The organism is Fusibacter sp. JL298sf-3 (assembly GCF_053842995.1).
Genome location: NZ_CM132608.1, coordinates 91,671 through 112,639 on the forward strand (window position 1 = coordinate 91,671; position 20,969 = coordinate 112,639).

Annotated in this window: 20 protein-coding genes and 1 riboswitch; of the genes, 19 read left to right on the forward strand and 1 reads right to left on the reverse strand. The window is 45.2% G+C overall.

Annotated features, from left to right (window positions below):
• The first annotated feature begins 72 nt into the window (after positions 1–72).
• The 14 genes from ACR6HW_RS00440 (at position 73) to ACR6HW_RS00505 (ending at position 15,233) form a co-directional block, all read left to right on the forward strand.
• Complete coding sequence (locus tag ACR6HW_RS00440; protein WP_455729201.1) at positions 73–273, forward strand: hypothetical protein; 201 nt, start codon at positions 73–75, stop codon at positions 271–273.
• A 274-nt stretch (positions 274–547) separates the two neighbouring features.
• Complete coding sequence (locus ACR6HW_RS00445) at positions 548–1,105, forward strand: DNA-3-methyladenine glycosylase I (protein ID WP_455729202.1); 558 nt, start codon at positions 548–550, stop codon at positions 1,103–1,105.
• Positions 1,106–1,107: 2 nt separating this feature from the next.
• Positions 1,108–2,766 carry a serine hydrolase gene (locus tag ACR6HW_RS00450; protein WP_455729203.1) on the forward strand — a complete coding sequence of 553 codons (1,659 nt, stop codon included), beginning with the start codon at positions 1,108–1,110 and terminating at the stop codon, positions 2,764–2,766.
• 171 nt (positions 2,767–2,937) lie between these two features.
• Complete coding sequence (locus ACR6HW_RS00455) at positions 2,938–4,011, forward strand: J domain-containing protein (RefSeq protein ID WP_455729204.1); 1,074 nt, start codon at positions 2,938–2,940, stop codon at positions 4,009–4,011.
• Between the two features lie 14 nt (positions 4,012–4,025).
• Positions 4,026–5,021: a flagellin lysine-N-methylase gene (gene fliB / locus ACR6HW_RS00460; RefSeq protein WP_455729205.1), complete on the forward strand. Its 996-nt coding sequence runs from the start codon at positions 4,026–4,028 to the stop codon at positions 5,019–5,021.
• Positions 5,021–6,169, forward strand: coding sequence for an exonuclease SbcCD subunit D (locus ACR6HW_RS00465; RefSeq protein ID WP_455729206.1), 1,149 nt, complete (start codon positions 5,021–5,023; stop codon positions 6,167–6,169). Before fliB ends, ACR6HW_RS00465 begins: the two co-directional genes overlap by 1 nt.
• Positions 6,166–9,306, forward strand: coding sequence for an AAA family ATPase (locus ACR6HW_RS00470; RefSeq protein ID WP_455729207.1), 3,141 nt, complete (start codon positions 6,166–6,168; stop codon positions 9,304–9,306). The genes ACR6HW_RS00465 and ACR6HW_RS00470 overlap by 4 nt, the downstream gene beginning before the upstream one ends.
• Before the next feature lie 71 nt (positions 9,307–9,377).
• The gene (locus ACR6HW_RS00475; protein WP_455729208.1) at positions 9,378–9,860 is read left to right on the forward strand and encodes a hypothetical protein; all 483 of its coding nucleotides are present in this window, start codon (positions 9,378–9,380) and stop codon (positions 9,858–9,860) included.
• A 163-nt stretch (positions 9,861–10,023) separates the two neighbouring features.
• Positions 10,024–10,368 (forward strand): phage holin family protein, encoded by a 345-nt coding sequence (locus ACR6HW_RS00480; RefSeq protein ID WP_455729209.1) that lies wholly within the window; start codon positions 10,024–10,026, stop codon positions 10,366–10,368.
• A 19-nt stretch (positions 10,369–10,387) separates the two neighbouring features.
• Positions 10,388–11,536 (forward strand): peptidylprolyl isomerase, encoded by a 1,149-nt coding sequence (locus ACR6HW_RS00485; protein WP_455729210.1) that lies wholly within the window; start codon positions 10,388–10,390, stop codon positions 11,534–11,536.
• 257 nt (positions 11,537–11,793) lie between these two features.
• A complete protein-coding gene (locus ACR6HW_RS00490; RefSeq protein WP_455729211.1) occupies positions 11,794–12,678 on the forward strand; it encodes a phosphatidylserine decarboxylase in 885 nt (294 codons plus the stop codon).
• A gap of 123 nt (positions 12,679–12,801) precedes the next feature.
• The gene (locus ACR6HW_RS00495; protein WP_455729212.1) at positions 12,802–13,689 is read left to right on the forward strand and encodes an energy-coupling factor ABC transporter permease; all 888 of its coding nucleotides are present in this window, start codon (positions 12,802–12,804) and stop codon (positions 13,687–13,689) included.
• A gap of 6 nt (positions 13,690–13,695) precedes the next feature.
• Positions 13,696–14,430, forward strand: coding sequence for an energy-coupling factor transporter transmembrane component T family protein (locus ACR6HW_RS00500; RefSeq protein WP_455729213.1), 735 nt, complete (start codon positions 13,696–13,698; stop codon positions 14,428–14,430).
• Positions 14,394–15,233 carry an energy-coupling factor ABC transporter ATP-binding protein gene (locus tag ACR6HW_RS00505; RefSeq protein WP_455729214.1) on the forward strand — a complete coding sequence of 280 codons (840 nt, stop codon included), beginning with the start codon at positions 14,394–14,396 and terminating at the stop codon, positions 15,231–15,233. Before ACR6HW_RS00500 ends, ACR6HW_RS00505 begins: the two co-directional genes overlap by 37 nt.
• Here ACR6HW_RS00505 and ACR6HW_RS00510 read toward each other — a convergent pair.
• Complete coding sequence (locus tag ACR6HW_RS00510; RefSeq protein ID WP_455729215.1) at positions 15,216–16,694, reverse strand: DUF1846 domain-containing protein; 1,479 nt, start codon at positions 16,692–16,694, stop codon at positions 15,216–15,218. The two genes, ACR6HW_RS00505 and ACR6HW_RS00510, sit on opposite strands and share 18 nt — an antisense overlap.
• A gap of 402 nt (positions 16,695–17,096) precedes the next feature.
• A riboswitch (glycine riboswitch) is annotated at positions 17,097–17,198 on the forward strand.
• 232 nt (positions 17,199–17,430) lie between these two features.
• Between ACR6HW_RS00510 and ACR6HW_RS00515 the strand changes: the two genes are divergently transcribed.
• Genes ACR6HW_RS00515 through grdA form a run of 5 tightly spaced genes read left to right on the forward strand, consistent with a single transcriptional unit; the run spans position 17,431 to position 20,966 of the window.
• Positions 17,431–17,790, forward strand: a complete 360-nt coding sequence (locus ACR6HW_RS00515) for a GrdX family protein (RefSeq protein WP_455729216.1) — start codon at positions 17,431–17,433, stop codon at positions 17,788–17,790.
• Positions 17,791–17,810: 20 nt separating this feature from the next.
• Positions 17,811–18,758 carry a thioredoxin-disulfide reductase gene (trxB, locus tag ACR6HW_RS00520; RefSeq protein WP_455729217.1) on the forward strand — a complete coding sequence of 316 codons (948 nt, stop codon included), beginning with the start codon at positions 17,811–17,813 and terminating at the stop codon, positions 18,756–18,758.
• Positions 18,759–18,818: 60 nt separating this feature from the next.
• A complete protein-coding gene (gene trxA, locus ACR6HW_RS00525; RefSeq protein ID WP_455729218.1) occupies positions 18,819–19,133 on the forward strand; it encodes a thioredoxin TrxA in 315 nt (104 codons plus the stop codon).
• A 29-nt stretch (positions 19,134–19,162) separates the two neighbouring features.
• Complete coding sequence (locus ACR6HW_RS00530; RefSeq protein WP_455729219.1) at positions 19,163–20,449, forward strand: glycine/sarcosine/betaine reductase component B subunit; 1,287 nt, start codon at positions 19,163–19,165, stop codon at positions 20,447–20,449.
• Positions 20,450–20,489: 40 nt separating this feature from the next.
• Positions 20,490–20,966 carry a glycine/sarcosine/betaine reductase complex selenoprotein A gene (gene grdA, locus ACR6HW_RS00535; protein WP_455729220.1) on the forward strand — a complete coding sequence of 159 codons (477 nt, stop codon included), beginning with the start codon at positions 20,490–20,492 and terminating at the stop codon, positions 20,964–20,966.
• Positions 20,967–20,969: the final 3 nt, after the last annotated feature.

Below are 20,969 nucleotides of genomic sequence, written 5' to 3' on the forward strand. Positions count from 1 at the left end.
CAATTGCCGCGTTTAACCTATAAGAAAAAAGGTATATTGTAAATGTTATCATGCTATGAAGGAGGGAGCAACATGTTGCATATGACTTATGGAAGTGTCATAATGGCCTTGACGGAGGCATTTGACCTTTTAAATGTACTGCTGAAAAATCACCACCGGCGCGTCGCCGTCATGAGTTACCACATTGCAAGAGAGATGGGGCTGAGCGGACAGCTTCTTAAAAATACTGTGGTGGCGGCATCGCTTCACGACTTAGGGGCGCTAAAGGCATAAGAGCGCGACGAACTCATACATCTCGATATGCTGTAAATTCTCAAAAAACATCGTCGCGGGCTGTAACGAGGTGCTATACGATGCGATAGAACGCAATTATGACCACTTTTACACGGTACGCTGAAAATCAGAGCAAATAGCCAGCGCCTTTTACTACTTGGTTGCCTAATCAGTTCTCTCCAAGGGTTAATTGAATGTTAAGAATTTTTTTATAAATTTAGGGTAAACTATAGTAGATAGAATTAAAAATACAGCATGACGAAAAGGAGGCGCTATGGAACGGTGCGCTTGGGTGAACCCAGACAATCCCCTTTATGTAAAATACCACGACGAAGAGTGGGGAGTTCCGGTTAGAGACGATAGAAAGCTCTTTGAGATGTTGATACTAGAAGGCGCTCAAGCAGGTCTTTCTTTTGAGACCATTTTAAAAAAGCGAGAGACTTATCGTCGCGCTTTTGACGACTTTGATCCGTCGGTCGTCGCCTCTTACAGCGAAGAGAAAGTGGCGGCTTTGCTTCAAGACCCCGGTATTGTGCGCAATCGCCTCAAAGTGCGCTCCGCAGTGAGCAACGCCAAGGTCTTTCTCGAAATTCAGGAGGCGTATGGGTCGTTTTCGGCTTACTTGTGGGGATTTGTAGACGATACCCCCATTATTAATCACTATGAGACCATAGATGATGTGCCGGCTACTACGGCGCTTTCAGAAGCGCTGTCGAAAGATTTAAAAAAGCGCGGCATGCGCTTTGTAGGGCCCACCATTATTTATGCATATATGCAAGCAGTCGGCATGGTCGACGATCATGTCAACACATGTTTCAAAAAAGGGAGGTAACCATGCATTCATTTAAGAAATGTTTCAGCGTGTTTCTGGCGACGGCGTTAATCGCCGGCGGGTCATTGACCGCATTTGCCCAAGAGAACGGCGCTGAACAACCACTGAGAACTGTCGTAGAAGCCCTTGGCGGAAAAACGGAATGGGACGGCAAAACCAAAGAGATCACTTGTACATTTGAATCGGGAACTTACATTTGGTCTTATGAAGATCAAAAACTTTACAAAGACGGTGTTGAAATGCCGGAGTCGTACACCATTGCCCTCAGGGACAATGTCAGCTACATTTCAGAACCATTTGCGAGAGATGTCTTCAATGCCAATGTGGCATTTGTAGAATCGGGCATTGAAGCTTCCGTTATTCCGCAGTCGCTTGAAATGGCTTTGACCAATGCGGAAGAGGAGACGAAGAAAGCTCTTTTAGAATACCTCGCCTTTGAGTCCTTGTACGGCAATTTAAGCGGCCAAGTGTTGATTTCAAAAGACGATAGAGTCCTCGTCCACCGCGCGTACGGAGAGAGCAGTTTGAAGACTGGTGAAAAGGCATCGGTACTGGACACCTATGCCATCGGTTCCATGACGAAACAGATGACAGCCCTCGCTGTGATTCAGCTGGAAGAAAAGGGCATGCTCGATTTTCAAGACACGGTGGACAAGTACATTCCAAATGCACCTTATGGCGATAAAATCACTTTACATCAGTTGTTGACGCATACATCTGGTCTTTACAACTATACAGAATCCTTTGAATATGAGACAGTAGAAGATATTTACAAGGCAGCGGCGGAAAAACCGCTCTTGTTTGAACCGGGAACGAATTGGTCTTACTGCAACACGGGATACTATTTGCTGGGTAAGGTCGTAGAGAGCCTCACGGATAAGACGCTTTACGGGTATTTAAACGAGATGGTCTACGTGCCAAACGTCATGCTCGATACGTATCCAGCCTACGATGGCGACACTAAGAATATGACGACACTTGGCAGCCTTCATGGCGATGTGGAGACGTCCGAAGTACTGGATAAAATGCTCCTCAACATTGCGGAGGGTGCCGGTTACATCGCTTCGTCCACAGAAGATATCCTCAAATGGAATGAGGCGCTGTACAACGCAACATTGATTTCTGATACTTCATTGGCGGTTATGAAAGGGCAAGAGCCCGTGTCGCCGTATAACTACGGTTACGGCCTGTTTTTCGTAGAGACACCGTATGGTCTTGAAGTCGGCCATGGTGGGAATACTGTGGGATACACTTCGCTGAATACGTACTATGAAGATATGGACACACATGTTTTGATTCTCTCGAATAAAGGCTACGCAAACTTAGAGGGGATTAAAAACAACCTTATTAAAATTCTCAACGGCGAGGCTGTAGAGATGGAAAAAGATACAGTCATCGACCTTGAAGCCTCTGCATTAAAGGCATTTGAAGGCGTGTACAACATCCCGGACATCTTAAAAATCGAGATATTTGTCGAAGATGGCGTCTTGATGTTACAAGGTGAAAATCAGGGGGCAGTACCTCTAAATGCTGTTGGCGAGAAGACGTTTGTCAACAAAGACGTCGATATCAAAATTGATTTCGACCAAAGTGAAAATCCGACCTATTTTATTTTGTATCAGGCCGGCGCTGAGTTAAAAGCAGAAAAGCTTACCAAATAAAGAAAAAAACCGCGTTCTCGTGAATGCGGTTTTTTTCTTTTAAAAGCAATGAGGGGCGTTTTTAAGTCCATGTTAATTGCTTTGAAACAGGCGATTTTACGTTTGATTAAAGAGGTAATATGTAATATAATATCAACGACTAGAAGTATGGATTAGAAGTTGGGTAGTTTTATGAAAAAAGACAGATTTGGCGATAAGAACTTTATAATGAACTGCGATATGCCGTCGGACATTTTTACTGTGCGCGGCATAAAGAGTGAGTATCGAGCCCTTGCAAAGATATGGCATCCGGACATCAACGCTTCAAAGGAAGGCCTTTACATGATGTCTAAGATTAACGCGCTTTATAATGAAGGCCTTAAATTGATTGCTGAAAACAAATTTTATGAGAAAGACCGGTTGCTCAACGGTAGGCGAAAGTCGAAGCCTCCTGAGCCCGAGGCGTCGCCTGAGCCTGCGCCCAAGGTCAACAAGCGGAGCAAAAAGAAGCGCACGATAGAACTGAAGACGGCAGCGGGTAAATGTGTTCGATTTAAATACCTCAAACGGGTGCTGATTGAACTGGGGTTTATGTATGTTTCTGAACAGTATGTCATGCTCGAAATTACAAAACTGAAACGTCGGATTTTTGTCGACGCTATTGAGACGATTCGCCTTTCAAACAATGGGTTTTTGAAACTGGACATGCCGATAATTGTCGACAGTTTTGAGACTCAAACTCACGGGTATGTGGTGATAAAAAAGCAGAAAGGTGTTGAACCTATTCGCGTTCTGGAGAATTTCTCAGGGTACCTCAAGCCCTTGGCTTCCCGAAAAATATGTGAAGGCCTATTCTACGATATGACGGTGCTCAAACACATGGGACTTACTTCCAGCGGCATCGACAAAGACCTGTTGTTTATCGATGTGTGCAACGGCAAGCTCCACAACTACGGGCTTTATTTTTATCTTCACGAGTTTAACGCCTCTATTAAGCGTGCGCCAAAGGTCATTTCAGAGCAAATGCATCACATTAAGTCGAAAAGTGGCGAAGGGCTGATTATCGAGTTGGTGAAGGACAATGTCGAGCAGCTCAACGAGAGCAGTGGCGGCGTCGTGGATGATTTTTTCAACTGGATTAAGACGTTGAACTGCGAGTCCTTAGAAGTATCTCTTGCAGAGAGTCAAGTATTCAATCGCGCCATTGCGTCGGTAACCAATCACGGTTTTGATTTGGAGCATTATTATACGGCGATGTCGTCGTGAGCAAAGGAGGGCTTTTGAGTAAACCAACATTTCATTGTATCGGTTCCGCCTGTTACGACAACTGTTGTATCGGATGGGACGTCGACATAGACAAAGCGTCGTACAGACGTTATACAAAAGAAAAAAATAGTGAGATAGCGCCTATTGTAGAGCGCTATCTTTATGTTAAGGCCGCTTATTATGACCCTGAGGTGGATTACGCGGCGGTGGAACTTTTAAAAAATAAGCGCTGTCCATTTTTAAACGAAGAAAATCTTTGCCATATACAGAAAGCGCTGGGAGAACAGGCGCTTTCAAATGTCTGCAAATCCTATCCTCGAATTTACAATAAAATAGACGGGATCGCCGAGTGCGCCTTATCCCCGTCGTGTCCTGAAGCGGCGCGACTAATTCTCTATGAAGGGTACAGCGCATCGGGGAAAGGCGCGCCTTTTTACACAGTGCGTCACGACGGTCGGAAAGCCAAAGGGGCGTTAAAGGCTGTAAAAACCACGCGTCAAAAGTGTATGGACGTGATGGGACATTGCGCGTCGCTGGTAGAAGGACTCAATGCTCTCTGGACGGAAGTGACGGCTTTAGACGGCCGACGGTCGACAGGGGACATCGATTTTGAAACACTGTACACCTTAGGTGCATGGTGTACAGCGCGTTTAAAAAGTGACCGAAAACTTGCTGGGACACGCTATGAAGGTTATTTAAAAAGTGAGGCCTCTCTGGAAATGACCAATTTTATTGAGTGCCTCGAAAGCGATGCTTACACCTTTGTGTACAGACGCTATTTTGAAAACGATTTTTTTCAATCGGTGTTTCCGTTCACTGGCGGTGAAACTTATGAAGAAGCCCTTCGGTGGTGCGTGGTGCGTGCGGCAATCATGGCCTATCAGTTGGCGCAACATCGGCCAGAAGACGCTGAAGCGGTTGTGCGCTACGTTAGTGCCTTTTCGAAAGCAGTGGACCATCATCACGCGTTTAGAGCGCTCACGGTGAAAAAGAGTTGGGAGGTGATTTAATGAAATTTATACACACGTCAGATTGGCATATTGGCAAACTGGTCTGTGGCTTGCATATGACAGAAGATCAGAATGTCCTATTAGAACAGTTGGCAGAATACCTCGCTAAAACAAAGCCCGACGCACTTCTTATTTCAGGAGATATTTACGACCGAACCATCCCACCTGTAGAGGCTGTTGCCGTACTCAACCGGTTTCTTAAAGTTGCCGTCAGCGATTTAGAAATTCCGGTCGTTATGACTTCGGGCAACCACGACAGTGCTGAACGCCTTGGCTTTGGCAGCGAACTCTTAAAGTCGCAGGGACTCTATGTGGTGACCTCTCTCGCTGAGGCTTTGGAGCCGATTGAGTTAGGGCCGTCTGTAGAGGTTTTCGCCATCCCTTATGTAGAACCGCTGACAGCGCGCTATTTTTTCGACGACGAGAGCATACAGACGCAAGCGGACTGTTTTGAAGCACTTGTAAAAGTCATTCAGACGCGCTCAGACAGCTCCAAGCGTCAAATACTCATGGCCCACGGCTTATTTCTCGGCAATGTGGCACCGGAGATGTCGGATTCAGAGCGACCGCTTTCAGTAGGCGGGTTGGATTACGTCGATGCTTCTACAGTGGCCGGATTTGACTATGTGGCGCTGGGCCATCTTCACAAGGCGCAGCAAGTGGGGGCCCCACACATTCGTTACGCGGGCTCTCTAATGAAGTACTCTTTTTCCGAAGACCGTCATGAGAAAGGTCTTTTGGAAGTTACATTGCCGTCCGCCGGCGCCCCGACAGTTGAAAAAATACGTTTCACACCGCCACGGGACTTGCGTACCATTCAGGGCGACATTCGGCACTTGTTGTCTGAAGACGTGTACAAACTCGGGTGTCGCGAGGACTATTTACGCGTTGTATTAACCGATGAAGGCGCTGTATACGATCCTGTTGCACGTTTGCGTAGGGTCTACCCCAACCTTTTAAAGCTGGAGTATGCCACAAAAGTAGCAAGACCATCTACACAGCAATCCATCGCTTATAAAAAACACAGTCCCTACGAACTGTTTGAAGCCTTTTTTGAACACGTGACAGATACACCGCTATCTGACGCCCAAGAAACTTTTGCAAAATCGGTAGTCGAGGAGACGATAAAGAAGGAGCGTGTACTATGAAGCCGCTTTATTTGGAACTTTCGGCCTTCGGTCCCTACGCCAAAACAGAAAAAGTGTCGTTTGACACTTTAAATGCCGCAGGCATATTTCTTATTTCAGGGGCAACAGGTGCGGGAAAGACGACTTTGTTCGATGCCATCAGCGTGGCGCTGTACGGCCATACAAGTGGCGCCTACCGCCAACAGGAACACTTGAGAAGTCATTTTGCCGAAGCGTCGACAGCCACTTCGGTTGTTTTTCATTTTTCCCTTCGGAACAAGCGCTATGAAATTACACGTATGCCTAAGCAAATGCGTCCCAAGTCGAGGGGAGAGGGCTTTACTGAGAAACCTGCAACTGCCGAACTGCTTATCTTCGATGCGTTAGAGGCTACAGAGCCGGAGCAAGTTTTGTCTGGAGTGCAGAAAGTCGATGCGAAAATGATTGAAATTCTAGGTGTAGATGTCGATCAATTTCGACAGATTATGATGATTCCGCAAGGGGCGTTTAGAGAGATGCTCACAGCGTCGAGCAAGGAGCGCGAAGAAGTCCTGGGCAGTCTCTTCAGAACACAGCTCTACAGGCATATAAGAGAAGCTTTTGCAGAGAAGGCTAAGACCGTAGAAGAGACTATAAAGTCTATAGAACAAAAACAAGCGCTGTTGATGAGCGGCTTGTCTCCGGAACATAAAGCGTCGTTGACGTCTGAGACACTTACGGTGGAAGATCGAAATCGTTATTTAGAGCAGGTGTTAAAGCATATCGAAGCGCGTATTACAGAGTTGAATACGGCACTATCTGATGTGGACAGCGCTTACGACGTCCAATTTAAGCAACTGGAAAAGGCAAAAGAACAGCTTGAATACAGGCGTAAGTTAAAAGCGCTGGAAGAGGAGCGAAAAGTGCTTTTTGAGCGGCGCGGAACTGTAGAGGAGTTGAAAAACGCTCTAAGGCGCGCAGATGAAGCACGACCGCTCCTAGAGTTTGAGAGCGCGTCTAGACAAGCTAAAAACAAGCGCCGCGAGTTGGCGGCTTCTAAAGAGGCTTCTGAAGCTTTACTGAACACCCAACGAGAAGCTTTAAAAAAAATAGAACCCGCTTATGAGACGGCTATTTCTGAAGAAGCACAGGAGCGGATAGAACAGAGAAAAGCGTCTATTAGAACGCTTGAAGAAGCGATTGACTGCTATCAACGCGCTGTAAAACTCGGAAAACAGATGACGGATCTCTCGCGTTTGCTCGACGATGAACAGTCTAAGCTGGAAAGCCTTGAAGAAGTGATTAAAAAGAACGAACAGCAGATTGAGGCTATGTCGCAGCGCATTGAGCAGTTAGGGGATACAGGAGCTAAGACAGACCGGGTTCGGAGTGAGTTAAATCAAACAAGGGCGATTCGAGAGCGGCTGGAAGAGGTGTCGGAGCGCCTCGATGCGTTGCAACGTTTTGAAGCTGAGGCAGTCGGCTACAAAGCCGAGGTGGAGAAAATACGTGTAGTGGTTGACAGACAGTCCGCACACTATAAGACGCAACAGATGCACTATCACTTGGGTCAGGCGTACGCACTTAGTCTAGAACTAACAGAAGGCGCGTCGTGTCCGGTATGCGGGTCGACGGCACATCCTTTAAAAGCGCAGGAGCCGGAGGTGTTTGTTGAAAAACAAACGCTTGAAGCATTGGCTGAAGCCTTGGAAGTTGAACGCTCAAACCTCAGAGAGAAAGAAGCTGTTCTACAGAAAAAGGTTGCTGAAGCACAAGGGCTTTATGGTACTTTAGAAGGGCTTTTAAAGGCTGCTGGAGCAGCGCTTCCAAAGGAAAGGAAGTCCTCGTCTTATCGAGCCGTAGCCGCCGATGAAGCCATTGGTGTGGCACAGGCGTTAGACGTTTTGGAAGCTCTACTGAAAAGACATCAATCAGAAGCCGATGAAAAAGCACGTCTTTTAAAGGAGCAGAAGTCGATGCGCGAGACGGTTCGCGATACGAAAGTTCAAATTGAGGGCATGCGAAATGCACTGGCTCTGAAACGCGACGAGGTATCGGCGATGAAAGGACAGCGTGCGGCGCTACTCGACCAAGTTCCTGAAGAGTTCATGGGGGTGACTGCTGCGCAAGCGACAATACAAGGGTTGACGGCGACGGTTTTAAAAGAAGAGAACACACGACGAGAACTGACGGCATCGGTCCAGTCGACTCGAGAAAAGATTTCAGATGAGACCGGACGGTTAGAGATTTGGAAGAAACAATTGGAAACGGCAGAAAAGGACTTCAGTGAAAAGGCGCAGGTGTTTTTAGAGGCACTTGAGGCATCGGCATTTGAATCGTATGAGGCCTATAAGGACAGCAAGATGGCTGAAGAAACATATGAAGCGTATAAAACCGAAGTTGAGGGCTATGCGACACGCTGTGATCAAGTCGAGAAACGCGTAGAAGCGGTTAAGGAATGGCTGGATCCCACAGTGTCTGTAGACAGCGATGCATTGGAACAGGCGTTAAAGGCTACTCGAGAAAAACGCACGGCACTATTTGAACAGCTAAAGGGCGTAGAACAGTCAAAAAGTGAGATTGTAAGTGTACAGACACAGTTGGAAGCCCTGGATAGAGCATCGGCATCGGCATATGCCGAGTACGAAGTAATAGGCAAAGTCAGCCGTGTGGCCAAAGGGCAGAACGCACATAATTTGACTTTTGAGCGCTTTGTCCTCGGCTACTTGCTCGACGACATTGTCGCAGCGGCCAACCAGCGGCTGTCTAAAATGACTGAAGGGCGATATGAACTCTATCGAAGTGAAGTCGTCGTAGATAAGCGTGTGGGGAGTGGCCTCGACTTGGAGGTTTTCGACTTCTACACCGGACGCGGCCGTTCGGTCAAAACGCTCTCAGGTGGCGAGATGTTCAAGGCGTCGTTGTCCTTGGCGCTGGGGCTGTCCGATGTGGTACAGAGTTATTCCGGCGGCGTACAGTTGGAGACACTCTTCGTAGACGAGGGGTTTGGAACCCTCGATCAAGAGTCTTTAGATCAAGCCATCAACTGTCTCTTGGATCTGAAGCAAAACGGAAAAGTCGTGGGGATTATCTCTCATGTTGCAGAACTAAAAGCGCGCATTGATAAGAAAATCCTTATTGTCGCCGCACAGGGGGGCAGTGAAATCAAAGTACCGTAAAGTTGTAGGACGTTAAATTTTTATTTAAAATTGCTGTGTTGTGGTATAAGTAGAGTAAGGAGGGCAAATATATGGACAATTATTCTAAGAAAATTATTGAAAAGGATGGCATTTCCTACGCCTATGCCGACATGGCATCTGAGTACGGTTCTATGGCGTTGATTTTGCCTTATAGGAAACATCGCGGTAAAAAAGAGTACCTTTTAGAGCGCAATTGGTTGCCCGGCTGGGACGCTTCTGTAGACATTTGCGGCATTGCGGTGTACGGTTCTGAAACTGAACTGGAAGCGCTGCTAATAGAAAGATTAAAAGACGTCATAGGGGTTCAGGTTATCGCCGACGAACTCCAATACCTAGGTATATGCGGCGCAGATCGCCATACCAACACGGTATGTAAACTGTACGCCGTCGATATGTCGCAGTTTAAAGAGCACGATGCTTTTTTAGATGAAGAAAAAACCTCTGTGTTTTGGACCGATGCAGAGTCGATTATTGAAAGTTTGGACCCTCAGCTGCATGCGGCTTACGCTTCGCATCAGTATATTTTCTTGTAGGGCAACTGTCGACAGTCGATACAAAGAATTTTGGGCGCGGGAAACCGCGCTTTTTTCGCGCTTTTATCTGTTGATGTATGGGCTAATTCTAAAGGAAATTTAATCAAATAGTAATGCAAAAGCACTTAAAACAGTGGTATTATAGTGACTAGAGAGGTGAACTATGAAAAAAGCAATCATTCGTATACTTGTAACAACAGCATCTTTTTTACTGGCGGGAAATTGGATAGCTGGTTTTCAAGTTGTGGATTGGCAAGCGGCCTTTTTTGCCGCTTTGGTTTTAGGCGTCCTCAACGCTATATTAAAACCGATTTTAAAGGTGTTGGCGTTACCGATTACGCTATTGACGTTAGGGCTGTTTATATTTATCATCAATGGTTTCTTACTGACTCTGATAAGTGATATAGTCAGTGGTGTCCATGCAGTTGATTTCTCTACGGCGATTAGGGCGTCTCTGGTGGTTTCGGCGGGTTCATTTATTGCGAACGCATTAACAAAAGAAGATTAATAGAACTTAGGAGGCTAAGATGAAACGATATCTAGGGGTGTTGCTCGCTTTAATGCTTATCGTCGTTGGATGTTCTGGCAATAAGGTAGAGCCAAAACCGGAAGTTCCTGAAACCGGGTCGGAGGTTGAAACGGACGAGCCGACGACACCTGATAACAGCGGTGACGATGTGACGACGGATAAACCTGAAGAAGACTACTCAAAATACCCTCAGGCGACCATAACGATGCATACCGGGGAAACGATGGTACTGGCATTGATGCCTGAGAGCGCGCCAAATACGGTTAATAATTTCATCGAACTCGCCGAGAGCGGCTTTTACAACGGGTTGACTTTTCATACGGTTATCGAGGATTTTAAAATTCTAGGTGGCGACCCCCTTGGAAACGGCACCGGCGGTCCAGGCTATACGATAAAGGGTGAGTTTTCAGAAAATGGTTTTGAAAACAACTTGAGTCACAAGCGCGGGACGATTTCCATGGAACGATTAGGCGATGTGGACTCTGCCGGTTCACAGTTTTTTATCTGTCACAAAGACAGCCAGTACCTTGACGGTCAATATGCGGCGTTCGGCGTTTTAATCGATGGGGAAGAAACTTTGGATCGAATTGCGATGACACCGGTAAACAGCAACAATGTACCGAAATCTCCAGAGCAAATTAACAACATCAGTATTTTGAGAAACGGTTACGAACTCGCTACAGTTGAAAAGGTGATGAAGCAAGATACAAAAGACCTTGAATCGAAGATTGAAGCCGGCTTACCGTTTGCCATAGGCACTCAAATGATTGAAGTGGTGGAATCTTGGGGGGAATACAACAGCTACGATTATTTGTTAGGTGGCCTGTATTACATGTACGATGACAAATATACCTTGTTCTTTTCCAACGGATACACCACGGACAAAGGCGTTGAGCTGGGAGAAATCATAGGCATTGCCTTCTTTGAGGAGTCCGATTTCTTAGGCATTTCTATCGGAATGGCCTTTGAGGAAATACAATCCACACTGGGTGAGTCGAAGCAAATTGCTTCACCGGAAGAAAATGAAAACAGCGAACTCTACGGTGGTGGCTGGACGATGACTTATGAAACGGATTTGTATCAGGTGGTCTTTAGCAGTACAGGCGACGAGCAAAAAGCTGACAGCATTTACATCTTTAAAAGATAGTGGTAGAATGACAGAGCATACTTTGAGTATGCTCTTTTTTTAGACAACAAGCCTTGAGCCCAAAGCTTTCTCGCGAATGTTTAGCGCGCGAAAGGGTCAGCGAAAGGCGGTTTGATGCGCCAAAGGTGCACTTTATGTTGTGAGTACGGAAGCTTTCTTCAAAGTTTGCAGTGGAGGGATGTTGGCAAAAATCGATTGTTTTGTAAAAGATGACTCCGGCGAACGGTATTCGTTGGACTTGAATAAGTGAGGCATTAATGGCGATTTATATAAAAAATAGAAAAACAAATGAACTCTATGAAGAAAAAGTAGAAGGGGAGCGGTTTTTAAAGTGGCTTTATGACAAACCGGCAGGTGTTTTGGCCTCTGAGGCGTTGGTTAAGCGCAAATGGTTGTCGCGCTTGTACGGTAGAATGCAAGATACCAAGCGAAGCGCCAAGAAAATCGAGCCATTTGTCGAGCGACATGCTATCGATCTATCAGAATCTGAAAAAATGACTTTTGAGACGTTTAACGATTTTTTTACCCGTAGACTAAAACTTGGAACACGCCCTATAGAAGGCGATGAAAATCGTTTGATTTCTCCGGCGGATGGGAGGCTTTTGGCCTTTGAAAACATCGATGTCGATTCAGTTGTTCAAATAAAAGGAATGGTGTATCGGTTGGCTGATTTATTTGAAAGCCCTGAACGTGCGGCATTGTATCAAAAGGGGACGCATATTGTCGTGAGGCTTTCACCTGTAGATTATCACCGATTTCATTTTCCAGCGAGGGGACGCGTCAAGTCCATTTCCGAGGTAGACGGACGGTATTATTCGGTGAATCCTATTGCCTTAAAGAAGAAGTTTAAGCTTTATGTTGAAAACAAGCGCACATTGACCACTGTTGAATCCGACGTATTTGGCGACTACGAGATGGTTGAAGTCGGTGCGACATTTGTGGGGAGCATTGTACAAAATGTGACCGCAGGTGTCGCGGTGAAGAGAGGCGAAGAAAAAGGGTTTTTCAAGTTCGGCGGGTCAACAGTGATTCTTTTTTTTAGAGAGGGGCAGCTTCAAGTAGATGCCGATATTTTGCAAAATTCTTTAGAGGGATATGAGACGAAAGTACTTATGGGAGAAGGGATTGGTTTTAAAAAATAATTGAAAATGATTATCAAGTATTGACATCCTTAAAATTATTTATTAAAATATCACATGCAAATGGTTCGCATTTGCGTCAGTGGGTAAACACTGTAGTAAATAAGCATATAAGAGGAGGTCTTTATGAGTCATATACACTTGCCGGATGGCATGATTCCCTTTCCTATTTGGTTGAGCGCTTTTCTACTCACAGCCTTATTGCTGGGGGTTTCAATTCGAAAGATGCAACAGAAAGATTTACGTCGTATTTTACCGTTCACAGGAATTGCCGCAGCACTCATGTTACTCGGTATGTCCGTCCCTATCTTAATCATCCCGGTGCATTTGAGCTTGGCCGTATTTACCGGGATACTGCTTGGACCTTATATGGGGTTTGTAGTGGCTTTTGTCGTAATGACAATACTCGGTTTATTCGGTCATGGCGGTGTCACATTAATTGGGTTGAACACGCTGATTATGGGGCTCGAAATGACATTGGGATGGTTTGTATTCTATCGCTTGAAAACTCAAAAGCGTTTTGTTAAGGCTTTTGTGGCCACTGTGGTGGCGTTAACTTTCTCGATGTCTGCAATGATTACTGTCGTTGGAAGCGCTGTTGGCTTTTCTTATGTAATGCCGCACGATCACGCCCATGAGGAGGAAGTCGACCACGACCACGCCCATGAGGAGGAAGTCGACCACGACCACGCCCATGAGGACGAAGTCGACCACGATCACGCCCATGAGGACGAAGCCGACCACGACCACGCGCACGAAGATGAAGCCGACCACGACCACGCGCACGAAGATGAAGCCGACCACGATCACGCACACGAAGATGAAGCTGATCACGACCATGCACATGAAGGCGACTTCGAAAACGCTGTAGAAAATGTAACGTACTTATCGTTTTCAGGCCTTGCGGCTCTACTGGTTATTTTAGGCATCGGTTTGATTCTCGAAGCTACTGCAACAGGGTTACTCATTAATTATTTCGGGAAAATACGACCGGAGTTACTTGAAAAGGAGTAGGACATCATGCACATTGCTGAAATCGATCGTCTTTCGGTATCGACAAAAAGCAAATTTCATACATTGAGCGCGTCGTCTAAAGGCATCTTTGCATTGACGGCGCTCTCAAGCATCATCATCGCAAACACTTTTTGGGTGGTCTTAGCGATTATAGGTATTTTAATGGCGCTTATCGCGTCGAGTCGCGTGCCACTAGGGCGTGTGCTACATCTCGCCATGTACCCGGCGTTTTTCAGCCTTTTATTTGCCGTGATGTCTCTTGGAAATGGCCTTGCCGCTGCTGTGACAATCGTTGTAAAAGCTGTCGGTGCAGCACTTGCCATGCTCTTTCTCATTACGACGACACCGTATGTAGATTTGTTTGCGCTTTTTTCAAAATTTATGCCGGCTCTTTTAGTAGATGTTTTTTTTATGACCTACCGTTCTTTTTTCATCCTGCTCGAAAAGATTGAGCACCTTTTGGTCAGTGTCAAACTGCGGGGCGGCTACAAGCCGTGGCATTTGTTTTTAAATTTGAAAACCGTCGCATCATTAATGGGGACATTGATTATCCAGTCCATTGAAATGAGCGAACGCATGTATAAAATCTATGGATTACGGGGATACAACGGCAAAATGCCTACCGTATCCACTAAAAAGTTCAATCTTAAACGCGACGGCGCGCTTATCGTCTTCGGCATCATTATTTTATTAGGAGTTATATTATGGCAGAACAGCCCCTTATTAAAGTCAATTGCTTAAAACACATCTATCCGGACAAAACGGAAGTCAGTCTCTGTGGGCTGGAGTTTCTCGTGAACAAGGGCGAACGCATAACGTTGCTCGGCCCAAACGGCTCTGGCAAAACAACACTTTTGTCACACATCCTTGGGCTGTTAGAGCCTGTAGACGGTACTGTGGAAGTGATGGGTGTAGAGCCGTATAAGCACTTTAACAAGATTAGGAAACACATTGGCGTGGTTTTTCAAAATGTCGACGAACAGATTATTGGACCGCGCGTATACGACGATATCGCCTTTACACTTAGGAGCGACGGGCATCCGCAAGCGGAAATTGACCACAAGGTGATGACTGCGGCGCAGACGCTGAGGATTGAACCGCTTCTTGAGAAGATTCCCCATTATTTAAGCGGCGGCCAAAAGAAAAAAGTTGCCCTTGCTGGCGCATTGGCGGTTATGCCTGAGATCATCATCTTAGACGAACCCTTTGATGCGCTGGATCCAAAATCTAAAAAAGAGATGATTGATATCATTAATCATCTCAATCGAACACATGGTGTCACCATTATCACCACCACACACGACATCGATATCGTGCCTCAAATTGCAGATACCATCTACGTTTTAAGCGAGGGAATGATTGCCGCAAAAGGGACGCCGAAAAAGGTTTTTTCTGATTTAGAACTGCTTGAAAAAGCGCATCTCGAGCCGCCGACACTTACGCGGTTGTTTACCAATCTCAATAAAAAAGGCCTCTCACTTCAAATACCGACGACGGTAGAAGAAGCGGAGGCGCTTTTGCTAAATTTAATAGAAGAGAAGTGATGATGCAAACTCGGGGTCACATGTGATTTCGATACCGAGGTTGCGGTAAGTTTGCTCATTGGCTGCGGCGACTATCGTAGTCGAGTGCGCTTGGCAGCTTTGCAGTCTAAACAAGTTGTCCATAGCCACTTGAACAATAGGGTTGAACGCTGCGCTAATGCTCAGTGCAATAAGAACTTCTTCGCAATTTAAAGCGACATTTTGACAATTGAAATGTTGCTTTTTTAATAGAATAATTGGATCTAAAATTGCCGGAGAGAGCAGGTGGATGTTTTCGTCGATGTTGGCGTGGTGTTTTAAGGCGTTGATAAGCGCGGCTGCTGTGGCATCCATAATGGCACTGGTCTTTCCGGTGATAATGGCGCCGTCATCTAGTTCCAACGCCACGACCGGCGTCCCTTTTACTTCTGAAGCCGTCCGAGCAGGGGCGACAACTTTGCGATCCGTCGGCTTTAAATAGAGTTCTTCCATAATGAGTTTGCTGCGGTTGTAGGTGTCGAGGTCGACATACCCTTTTTTGTATTCGCAACCCGTTTTAAAATAGCGTCTTATAATTTCTTGTTTAGACGCTTCTTGTACGACGTCATCGTCGATGATGCCGAAGGCGATGCGGTTGACCCCCATGTCTGTAGGAGACTGGTACACACTGGCCTCTTTTGTTATTTTCTCTATGATGCGCTTCAGCACTGGAAATGTTTCAATGTCTCGGTTGTAGTTAACCGCAACTTCATTGTAAGTTTCCAGATGAAACGAATCGAGCATGTTCACATCTTTTAAGTCCACAGTTGCCGCTTCATAAGCGATGTTCAGTGGGTGCTTAAGCGGCATGTTCCAGACGGGGAAGGTCTCAAACTTGGAGTAGCCGATGTTGTTGCCCTTCTTGTGCTCGTGGTAGAGCTGATTCAGGCAGGTGGCGAGCTTACCGCTTCCAGGGCCGGGTGCCGTAACCACGACGATAGGTTTGGTGGTTTCGATATACGGATTTTGACCGTAGCCTTCGTCGCTGACAATCGTATCGACATCATTTGGGTAGCCCTTTGTAGAGCGGTGTGTGTAGACCTTTATCCCCTTGTGCGTCAACTTGTTGATAAAAGTCTTTGAAGACGGCTGGTCGTCAAATCGCGTGATGACGACGCTGTTTACAGATAAATCATAAGCTCTTAAGTCGTCTATCAGCTTAAAGACGTCCACGTCGTAAGAAATGCCGAAGTCACCTCTTATCTTATTGCGCTCAATATCGCCGGCGTAGACACAGATGACCACTTCGGCTTTATCTTTCAACTTGTGAAGCAATTTGATTTTAGCATTTTCATCGAAACCGGGGAGAACGCGTTTGGCGTGCATGTCAAAAAGCAATTTTCCTCCGAATTCCAAATAGAGTTTGTCATAGTGATTTACGCGTTCTAAAATGTATTTTGACTGTTCTTCCAAATACTTCTCTGCATCAAAACCCTTTTTCATATTTCCTCCAGTTCGTACTATACCTCGTAACAACAAAGCCTATTGTATCATGTTTTTGAGTGTAGAAACACTCTTGACACGATAAAAAGTTTTGCTTATGCTGAGAGTGAACCCCTTAAAATTCAAAGGTGGGCGGGGTGAAAATCAAACCGCTACAGCGGGTGATAAAAAAAGGTGAGAAAGTGCTTTTGATGGCTTTATAATGTAAGAAAAAAGCAACGATATAATTTATTATTTTATAAATGATATGACTTTAGAACGCTCCGGTTATTTTTTTAACAAAAACGCAAAAAACGCAAGATTTCTATTGCATTCTGTCGGTTTATTATGTAGAATAAGACCTGTAAGATAAATCGATGTAATACTCTTATTATTTTGATTAAAAAATTATATAAAAGCTGTATGATGAGTAAAAGAGAGCGCATTATAATGCCGCCGAAGGGACAAGTTGAAGTTTGCCAAAATTTTAATGAAATTCTCAGGCTAAAGGATTTTATTTCGGACAGAACTCTGGAGACAACAGGGAAAACGGGGGCGCGTTTTTCCTGTTTTTTTTAGCGGAGTTAGAGTGAAAGAAGAAATAAGTAGGCTGATTCAATGCCGGCTGTTGCTGGAATTGTTATTGAATAATAGGCGTTCTTTCAGACGGTTCAAATCACAAATTTGAGCGCTTCGGTCATAGGGCAAACGACGAGGCACACGCTACTGAAACGCCTGTGTTATTTCGAGAGGTTATATGTTTATAGTCACTAACAATCCAAAGGTAAAAGATTACTACGAAGCGGAAAATATCCAATTTGTAGAAGGGAGTTATTACGACGTGCTCGTGGCCATTCGCGACCTAATTCACGTCAATCACAAGCTCCTGACGCATCCGCTTTCAGGCAGCATTAAGCCGAATGAAACCCCGTATAAATCCGTTGCGGTCGAGCCGTCGAATGTATTTGATATGGAAGGGCTTCATCTTATAGAGAAGGCAATAGAAACGTACCGCAAATTACAAAAGGACAGTGCGACGCCAAACTGGACGCCGCGCATTAAAGAGGATTTCATGGTGATTGATTACGACTTAATCAAAAATGCCATTAGAAAATAACGATATAAAGGAGAGTTACCATGTCAAAAGTATACGATTTAGTCATCATCGGTGCAGGCCCTGCCGGATTATCTGCAGGTCTCTATGGTGCTAGAGCTATGATGAGCACATTGATTATCGAGAAAGACAAAACAGGCGGCCAAATAGTAACAACTGATGAAGTTGCCAATTACCCGGGTTCTATTCACGAAGCAACCGGCCCAAGTCTAGTTGCGCGCATGGCCGAACAGGTAGATGAGTTTAAGGCTGAAAGAGTTAAAGATTCAATTGTAGACTTTGATTTTACAGGTAAAATTAAAACCCTCGTCGGCGAAAAGGAAACGTACAAAGCGAAGTCGGTTATCATAGCAACCGGTGCTGTTCCTAGAAAGCTCGGCGTACCGGGAGAAAAAGAATTAACAGGTAAAGGCGTTTCTTACTGTGCAACATGCGACGGCGCATTCTTTACTGAAATGGAAGTCTTCGTCGTAGGTGGCGGCGACTCAGCAGTAGAAGAAGCTATTTTCTTAACTAAGTTTGCAGACAAAGTCACAATCGTTCATAGAAGAGACGAACTCAGAGCGGCAAAATCTATTCAAGAAAAAGCATTTGCCAACCCTAAGATCGACTTTATGTGGGACACAAAAGTCGCTGAGCTCAAAGGCGACGGCATCTTAGAATCAGCGGTATTTGAAAACGCAAAGACGGGCGAAAAAACAGAGTACTTTGCAGATGAAGACTTCGGCACTTTCGGCATGTTCGTCTTCACTGGCTACTTGCCGTCAACGACGCTTTTCAATGGTAAAATCGATATGAACGAGCAGGGGTACATCGTTACAGACGATCAGATGCGCACCAACATCGAAGGCGTATTTGCTGCAGGCGACTGTAGAGAAAAAGTATTGAGACAAGTGATTACAGCAACGGCTGACGGCGCTATTGCAGCTGTTGTCGCTGAAAAATATATTGAAGACACAGATTTTGAATAAGTTTGTCATCCGGCGTACAATGATGCGCCGGCATCACATATAATCTTAAGGAGGCACATTATGTTAGCGGTAGATAAGTCTAATTTTGAAGAAGTGGTATTAAAAAGCGAAGGCGTTGTTTTGGTAGATTTCTGGAGCGAAGGTTGTGAGCCGTGTAAAGCGCTTATGCCGGATATCGAAGCTTTAGAAGCAGCTTACGGCGATGTGACGTTCACAAAGTTGGATACTGCTAAGAACAGAAGATTAGCGATTAAAGAACGCGTTTTAGGTCTTCCTACCATAGCAGTCTACAAAGGCGGTCAAAAAGTTGACGAAGTAACAAAGGAAGATGCTACAAAAGCCAATGTAGAAGCTATGATTAAAAAATATATCTAGTAGTTAAATCTATGAGAGGAGGTGACTCTATGCGTCTTGAGATTGGAAATATCTTTATTAAGGACATCCAGTTTGGTGAGGTGACATCTGTTAAGGATGGTACATTGTTCATCAACAAAGAGGAGATGATCAAAGAAATTTCTAACGATGACCATATTAAGTCAATTGATATCGAGCTGGTGAGACCTGGCGAGAGCGTAAGAATCACACCGGTGAAAGATGTCATTGAGCCTAGAGTTAAAGTTGAAGGAAACGGGGGCTTGTTCCCGGGCTTCTTAAGTAAGGTGGATATGGTAGGCGAGGGTCGTACGCACGTATTAAAAGGTGCTGCAGTCGTCACTACTGGTAAAATTGTTGGTTTCCAAGAGGGGATTGTCGATATGACTGGCCCTGGTGCTGACTACACGCCGTTTTCAAAAACATGCAACGTCGTTGTGATTGCTGAGCCGGTAGACGGTTTAAACCAGTATGAGCACGAAGAAGCTGTCAGAATGGTGGGCTTTAAATCTGCCAAGTATTTAGGTGAAGCGGGTAAAACAGTAGAACCGGATGAAGTGAAAACTTATGAAACAAAGCCGATTCTGGAGCAAGCGAACCAATACCCTGAACTGCCTAAAGTTGCCTATGTGTACATGCTTCAAACACAAGGCCTTCTTCACGACACGTATGTTTACGGCGTCGATGCGAAGAAGATTATCCCAACTTTGATTTACCCGACAGAAGTTATGGACGGTGCTATTGTTTCAGGTAACTGTGTTTCAGCCTGTGACAAGAACCCGACTTACGTGCATCTCAACAACCCTGTAATTCACGATTTGTACGAAGCACATGGTAAAGAGATCAACTTCCTCGGTGTCATCATCACAAATGAAAACGTCTACCTGGCAGACAAAGAGCGTCATTCTAATATGACGGCGAAATTGGCTGAGTACTTGGGTGTCGACGGCGTTATCATTTCTGAAGAAGGCTTCGGAAACCCAGATACAGACCTGATCATGAACTGTAAAAAAATCTCTGCTAAAGGGATTAAAACAGTTATTTTGACAGACGAGTACGCAGGTAGAGACGGTGCTTCTCAATCGCTTGCCGATTCAGATCCGTCAGGAGATGCTTGTGTAACCGGTGGTAATGCAAACATGACAATTGTATTACCAAAACTCGACCGCATCATCGGTCACATTGATGTTGTAGACGTTATCGCAGGTGGTTTCGACGGTTCGTTAAGAGCAGACGGAAGCATTGAAGTTGAAATTCAAGCCATCACAGGTGCAACCAGTGAAGTTGGATTTAACAAAATGACTGCGAGAACTTACTAATTACAATTAAAAAACTAAAATAATAATAGGAGGCAATACGATGAGCCGTTACTCAGGAAAAAAAGTAATCATCATCGGTGACAGAGACGGTATTCCGGGTCCAGCGATCCAAGAATGTCTCGAATCGCTTGATTGCGAAGTCATCTTTTCATCAACAGAATGTTTTGTCTGAACCGCCGCAGGCGCGATGGACCTTGAAAACCAAAAGCGCGTTAAAGACGCCGTAGATAAATACGGTGCTGAAAACGTCGTGGTAATCATAGGTGCAGCGGAAGCCGAAGCTGCTGGTCTAGCAGCTGAAACAGTAACAGCAGGCGACCCTACTTTTGCAGGCCCTCTTGCTGGTGTAGCTTTAGGATTAAGCGTTTACCACTCTTGTGAACCAGAATTCAAAGACGAGGTAGATGCAACTGTATATGATGATCAAATAGGCATGATGGAAATGGTTTTAAATGTTGATGAGATTATCGAAGAAATGCAAAGCATTAGAAATGAATTTTGTAAGTTTAACGATTAATTA